A 6,281-nucleotide genomic window follows, 5' to 3' on the forward strand; every position below is an offset into this window, starting at 1 on the left:
ACCCACTACAGAAATTATAGAGCCGTTTTTTCAGTTTTATGAAAATAAAAAATCAGGTTACAAAAACCTGATTAAAGAGCTGTTGGGAAGGAAATTTCAATTAGATTTGAAGTATGTAATGTTTTTAGTTGATCTAATTGAACGGTTGACTTGTCAATTTTGCGTTTGAGGAAAAATTCTCGGATGGCTTCGATTTCACTGTCTTTAATAGCACGATACTTGTTTGAAATCAACAGCTCGTAGTGACTAGGTGCTTGTGTGAAAATCACATCAGTATTTCCTGCTGAGTATGTCTCAACGAGTTTTGCGTCCGTATTGCGAAGCTGATTGCGGACTAGCTCGGAATGACTACTTGTTGTGTTGATTAACCTCATAAATTTCCTCCTATGAACTTTTCTATCATTATTATAACACTATTTTAGGTGAAAAACCTATTATTATGAGAGATTAATGGTGATTTTTTTTCCAAGCCACAACACCCCATTTGTGACTGCCACGTTTTAATTTCAAAATAGCTTCCTCAATTGGGAACCAGGCAAGGTTGTTAAAGTCTTCAAGTGGAGCGCCAAGTTGTTCGTAGTGAGTTACTTCGTAGATATAAGCTGGATTGTAAAAATAAGTATCACGGTGACGAGAATAGAAGTACTCATCGGCTTGTCCGTAATAATAACCAAGTTCAGCTGAAAATCCTAATTCTTCGATAAGTTCGCGTTTTAAAGCTGAAAAATGGTCTTCACCTTCTTCAATTTCACCGCCTGGAAGAAACCATGAGCCATTAGGCGCTTGTACTAGAATAATCTGGTCTTTAGTAGCATTTGGAATGACTGCATACACTCCATAACGTGCTTTGTAGTCAACATTGTCAAGTTTTTCACCAAAAGTTGGGTTTGTCATAATATTCTCCTCTGATAGAAATAACGGAGGTAACAAGTTTTTGTTAGCGTTATCTTTTTAGCCTATTAAATTTATTATACTAAATTTTTTTCTCTTTTGCTAGAAAATTGTCGGAATATTTCGATTTAGAAGCGACCAAAAAGTCTAGAAAGTATTAACTTTCTAGACTGTCATTATTATTCTGCTGAAACAGATTCTTCGGTCTCAACTTTTTTAGCTGATTTAATGATGATCTTACCATTACTTGTCATCACGGCTTTTAAATCTTTTTCAGTTGGGTGTTCAAGATAGAAGTCAGTGATGGCATCTTCGATGTAATCTTGAATAGTTCGACGAAGCGGACGAGCTCCCATTTTAGGATCATATCCAAGATCGACAAGTTTTTCTTTAACTTTGTCTGTGACATCAAGATGAATATCATTTGTAGATAAACGTTTATTAACATCATCAAGCATGATGTTAACGATTTGAAGAAGATTGTCCTTGCTAAGGGCTTTGAATTCGATGATGCCGTCAAAACGGTTCATAAATTCTGGACTGAAGAAATCACCAAGTTGACCAAGAACGGAATTAGTTCGACCTTCACGAGCAGCACCAAAACCAACAGAGGCTTCAGCTTTACCAGTACCAGCATTTGAAGTCATGATGATAATAGTATCCTTAAAGCTTACTGTACGACCTTGCCCGTCAGTCAAACGACCATCATCAAGTACTTGCAAGAACATATGCATAACGTCAGGGTGTGCTTTTTCAACTTCATCAAGAAGAATGAGTGAGTATGGATTACGACGAACTTTTTCAGTCAATTGACCAGCTTCTTCGTAACCAACATATCCTGGAGGAGCTCCGACAAGTTTAGCGACAGCGTGTTTTTCCATGTATTCAGACATGTCAAAGCGAATCATGCTGTCAGCTGAACCAAAGAGTTCAATTGCTAGTTGTTTTGAAAGTTCTGTTTTACCAACACCGGTTGGTCCGACAAAGAGGAATGAACCAATTGGTCGATTTGGTGTGCCAAGTCCAACACGGTTACGGCGGATGGCTTTGGCAATCTTATCAACGGCTTCATCTTGACCGATAACGTGCTCTTTCAAGTCATCAGCAAGGTGAATCAATTGTGATTGTTCTTTTTCTTTCAAATCACCAACAGGGATATTTGTTTTTTCTTCAACGATGGCTTCGATGGTCTTTTCAGTAATCACTGGGATGTCATCTTCGTCAATCGTTTGTTTTTGCATTTCTTTATATTTGGCAATCTGATCACGGAAATAAGCTGCGCGTTCATAATCTTCATCGCGAGTAGCTTGTGTTTTTAGATTTTCAGCTTGAATCAAACGCTTGTCAATTTCTTTTGGATCAACAAAGTTGAGTGTCAAGTTCATCTTAGAACCTGCTTCATCAAGCAAGTCGATTGCCTTATCTGGAAGGAAACGGTCTTGGATGTAGCGATTTGAGAGGTTAGCAGCAGCTTCGATAGCATCATCGCTATATTTGACATGGTGATAGTCTTCGTATTTCTTTTGAATAGCACGAAGAATTGTAATAGTTTCTTCAACACTTGGCTCGTCAACTTTTACAGGTTGCATACGACGTTCAAGTGCTGCATCTTTTTCGATAATACGGTATTCGTTAAGAGTAGTAGCACCAACTAATTGTAATTCACCACGTGCAAGAGCTGGTTTTAAAATGTTACCAGCATCCATATTACCGTCGCCAGCATTACCAGCACCAACAATTTCATGGATTTCATCGATAAACAAAATTACGTCTTTACGTTCACGAATTTCTTCCATGAGTTTTTGCATGCGTTCTTCAAATTGTCCACGGATACCAGTCCCTTGAACAAGGCTTACGACATCGAGACGAATGACTTGTTTGTTTTGGAGTTTTTGAGGAACGTTACCATCAACGATTTTTTGAGCGAGCCCTTCAACAACAGCTGTTTTACCAACACCAGGTTCACCAATCAAAACTGGGTTGTTTTTTGTACGGCGGTTAAGAATTTCGATAACTCGAATGATTTCAGAATCACGGCCCACAACAGGGTCGATATCACCACGTCGTGCAATATCAGTAACGTTGATACCGAATTCTTCTAACAAGCCTTTTGGCTCTTGTTGTTGAGCTTGAGCGCCTTGACGGAAGTTACCATTTCCGTTGCCGCCACGTCCATTATTTCCTCCACCAGGTTGTGTTGGAGGGGTATTTTGAAATCCTTGACCTCCAAATGCAGGGAAGCCACCGAGATTGCTAAAGAAATCATCGAAAGGATTTGTTGATTGATTAGTTGCGTTAGAGGTTGGTTGAGAATTTCCACCCAAACCTCCTAAGATAGCGTTATTTGGGTCAGTTTTCATGATTTGATAGCAGTTTTGGCACAAATCAATTTGTCTTTGCTGACCACTAACATTTGTATACAGGTGAATTGTTGATTCGTTTAAATGACAATTCTGACAGAGCATATAAAATACCCTCCTTTCGTAATGGTCTGACTAATGTCCTAAAGGTCAAAGATAGTCAGATTTCATACTTACATTATAGCACTAGCGATTAGGAAATCAAGTAAAAAGCATTAAAAATTAGCACTCTTACAAAAAGAGTGCTAATTTTTTTCTGAGACGATTTGACTGGCAGCTAAAGAGCCCATCATAGCTCCAAACATTAAGCCAGAAAAATGATGATACTTAAGAAAAGAGGATTGGCTAAAATGTCAAAAGGATTTTTATCTTTAGTAATTAATGATTACGAGTCTCCCAAAAAAGTACATTTAAATCAGTACCTAAAGTCTCGGTAAGCTTGATACACGGGTTATATTTATTATTTTCAATCAAGTTCACAGTTTGTCTAGCAATCCCGATTTGCTTTGTAGGTGCTAATTGAGAAAGCCCTAATACAGTACGATATTCTTTGACTCGGTTCATTTTTATCTCCTTAGTAACAATCACTAGCATAGTAAATTATATGTGACATATCAATTATAAATGACATAAAGATGAATAATTATTTTATTTTTTATTCATAAATCACTTGACAAAGTGTATAATTATGCTAGAATTAGGTATATTATTCAAAAAGAAAAGGTGGAAAAAAGTATGGTATATCAAGATTCATTTTTGAAAGAGATTGATTTTACTAAGGAAGAGCTGCTTAATCTTATTGATTTAGGATTGAAATTTAAATCATTGAAAAAAGAAAAAATTCCTCATAAATATTTAGAAGGATTGAATATTGCACTAATTTTTGAAAAAACAAGTACACGAACACGTTCTGCATTTACAGTGGCTGGGCAAGACCTCGGAATGAATGTGACTTATCTTGGCAGCAGTGAAATTCAACTTGGTAAAAAAGAATCTGTCATTGATACCGCAAAGGTGCTTGGTTCGATGTTTGATGGTATTGAGTACCGCGGCTTTAAGCAAGAAGACGTTGAAACTTTGGCAGAATATTCAGGAGTGCCAGTCTGGAATGGCTTAACTGATACTTGGCATCCAACTCAGATGATTGCTGATTTTATGACATTAAAAGAAGTATTTGGAAAGCTAGAAGGCCTTACGATTGCTTATGTTGGTGATGGCCGTAATAACATGGCGAATTCCTTACTTGTTACTTCGGCTATCTTAGGTGTTAATGTCAAAATTATCGCCCCAGCTAGTTTGCAGCCTGAAGCTGAGATTGTTGAGCTTGCAAAACAGCACAATACCGGTGCAGAATTAACGATTACAGATAATCTTGATGCTGTCAAAGGTGTAGATATGCTTTATACTGACGTTTGGGTTTCAATGGGAGAAAAAGTTGATTTTAAAGAACGTATCGACCTTTTACTTCCTTATCAAATTAATGCTGAGTTGGTAGAAAAAACAGAAAATCCTGATGTGATTGTTATGCATTGCCTGCCAGCTTTTCATGATTTAAATACTGAAATCGGAAAAGAAATTTTTGAAAAATATGGTTTGTCTGAGTTAGAAATTACCGACGAAATCTTTCAAAAATACAGTTCAGTCATCTTTAGAGAGGCTGAAAATCGTATGCATTCAATCAAAGCAATCATCTATAATTCTTTTAAATAGACGCAAAGCGTTAGATTTTGACAAGAAATTGTTATAAATGTGAGAAAATGCATTCCTTTGTTGTTTGTTTAGTAGAATTTATGTTAAAATAGATAAGACAATAAACGAAGAGGAGAATAGTCATGGAATCACATTTGGTGAGAATTATCAATCGTCTTGAATTGATGACGACTGATGGTAGCAATCTTAAACGTAATTTTGAACGTGATGGTGTCGTTGTGGCAGAAGTTTCTTTCAGCAATGACCCTGAAAATGGTCCAGTTTTCACTTTGCGTGATGTTGAAGCTCGTGAGTCATACTCATTTGATAGCATCGACTTGATCGCAATGGAAATTTACGATCTTCTTTACTAAGATAAAGAAAAATTCAGGACAGAGTATAAGGGCAAAGGGTGTATTTTTTCGCCCTTTCCATCCTATTTAGTGTGGTTTCTATGCTTTCTTATATTGCTATTTTGAATTGATAAGGGTCCGCAGTGTACTGACCCCAAAAAGTTGGACCAATAATTATTGAAAGGATTTAGTTCTGTATTGCACAGGGCTAAGTCCTTTTAGTTTGACTTTAATCCGTTTGTTATTGTAATAGTCAATGTAAGTAATAATAGCTTGTTTTAGCTCATCGAGTGACTTAAATGTCTTTTCAAAACCATAAAACATTTCTGATTTTAAGATTCCAAAAAAAGATTCCATCATGCCATTATCTGGGCTATTTCCCTTACGGGACATGGATGGACGAATTCCTTTTTGATTGAGAAAGTCATGATAAAACAGGTGTTGATATTGCCAACCTCGGTCACTATGAAGAATCGTATCATCATAATGGTCATCTGGAAAAGCTTGTGTTAACATTCGTTTGATTTGTTCCAAATTAGACGAAGTGGATAACTGATAAGCGATGATGTCACTATTATAACCATCTAAAACTGGTGATAAGTATAATTTTTGAGAGCTGGCTGGAATGGCCAATTCTGTGACATCTGTATAACATTTTTCGTAAGGCTTTGAAGCTTCAAATTGACGCTGGATGAGATTATCAGCTTTCTTGCCAATTTCACCCTTGTAAGATGAATACTTACGTTTACGACGAATACGTCCAGCCAAATTCATGCGTTTCATTAAGCGTTGTACTTTTTTGTGGTTGACCAAAAAACCTTGGTTCCTTAGTTCCAAAGTGATGCGACGATAGCCATAGTTTCCTTTGTGCTCATCATAAATCATCCTAATTTTAGCTTTAAGAACCTTGTTTTTGTCTACTTGTTTAAGTTGTTTGATGTGGTAAAAATAACTCGAACGAGGTAAGGCTAAAATCTCTAGTAACATC

General features: G+C 36.7%; 7 protein-coding genes. 2 read left to right on the plus strand and 5 right to left on the minus strand.

Features of this window, described 5'->3' with window-relative positions:
• Positions 1 to 71: 71 nt before the first annotated feature.
• The 4 genes from HMPREF0819_RS00280 to HMPREF0819_RS00295 all read right to left on the minus strand — a co-directional run bounded on the left by HMPREF0819_RS00280 (position 72) and on the right by HMPREF0819_RS00295 (position 3,815).
• Entirely contained in the window at positions 72 to 374 is a 303-nt protein-coding gene (locus HMPREF0819_RS00280) for a DUF1827 family protein (RefSeq protein ID WP_004230746.1), read from the minus strand.
• A 73-nt stretch (positions 375 to 447) separates the two neighbouring features.
• Positions 448 to 894 carry an NUDIX hydrolase gene (locus HMPREF0819_RS00285; protein ID WP_004230748.1) on the minus strand — a complete coding sequence of 149 codons (447 nt, stop codon included), beginning with the start codon at positions 892 to 894 and terminating at the stop codon, positions 448 to 450.
• A gap of 176 nt (positions 895 to 1,070) precedes the next feature.
• Positions 1,071 to 3,356 (minus strand): ATP-dependent Clp protease ATP-binding subunit, encoded by a 2,286-nt coding sequence (locus HMPREF0819_RS00290; RefSeq protein ID WP_004230750.1) that lies wholly within the window; start codon positions 3,354 to 3,356, stop codon positions 1,071 to 1,073.
• 273 nt (positions 3,357 to 3,629) lie between these two features.
• A complete protein-coding gene (locus HMPREF0819_RS00295) occupies positions 3,630 to 3,815 on the minus strand; it encodes a helix-turn-helix transcriptional regulator (protein WP_044023230.1) in 186 nt (61 codons plus the stop codon).
• Positions 3,816 to 3,986: 171 nt separating this feature from the next.
• Between HMPREF0819_RS00295 and argF the strand changes: the two genes are divergently transcribed.
• A complete protein-coding gene (argF, locus tag HMPREF0819_RS00300; RefSeq protein WP_044023231.1) occupies positions 3,987 to 4,961 on the plus strand; it encodes an ornithine carbamoyltransferase in 975 nt (324 codons plus the stop codon).
• A 122-nt stretch (positions 4,962 to 5,083) separates the two neighbouring features.
• On the plus strand, positions 5,084 to 5,314 hold the full coding sequence (locus tag HMPREF0819_RS00305) for a DUF1797 family protein (protein ID WP_004230761.1): 231 nt from the start codon (positions 5,084 to 5,086) through the stop codon (positions 5,312 to 5,314).
• A gap of 153 nt (positions 5,315 to 5,467) precedes the next feature.
• Here HMPREF0819_RS00305 and HMPREF0819_RS00310 read toward each other — a convergent pair.
• Positions 5,468 to 6,281: IS3 family transposase (locus tag HMPREF0819_RS00310; protein WP_004230763.1), on the minus strand; the 814-nt coding region annotated here is incomplete at its 5' end.

Origin of the sequence: Streptococcus equinus ATCC 9812, from assembly GCF_000187265.1 — a bacterium.
GTDB classification, from domain to species: Bacteria; Bacillota; Bacilli; order Lactobacillales; family Streptococcaceae; genus Streptococcus; species Streptococcus equinus.

Excerpts from the sequence above, each read along its gene's own strand:
- HMPREF0819_RS00280 (WP_004230746.1), bottom strand. The coding sequence starts at position 374 with ATGAGGTTAATCAACACAACAAGTAGTCATTCCGAGCTAGTCCGCAAT.
- HMPREF0819_RS00285 (WP_004230748.1), bottom strand. The coding sequence starts at position 894 with ATGACAAACCCAACTTTTGGTGAAAAACTTGACAATGTTGACTACAAA.
- HMPREF0819_RS00290 (WP_004230750.1), bottom strand. The coding sequence starts at position 3,356 with ATGCTCTGTCAGAATTGTCATTTAAACGAATCAACAATTCACCTGTAT.
- HMPREF0819_RS00295 (WP_044023230.1), bottom strand. The coding sequence starts at position 3,815 with ATGAACCGAGTCAAAGAATATCGTACTGTATTAGGGCTTTCTCAATTA.
- argF (WP_044023231.1), top strand. The coding sequence starts at position 3,987 with ATGGTATATCAAGATTCATTTTTGAAAGAGATTGATTTTACTAAGGAA.
- HMPREF0819_RS00305 (WP_004230761.1), top strand. The coding sequence starts at position 5,084 with ATGGAATCACATTTGGTGAGAATTATCAATCGTCTTGAATTGATGACG.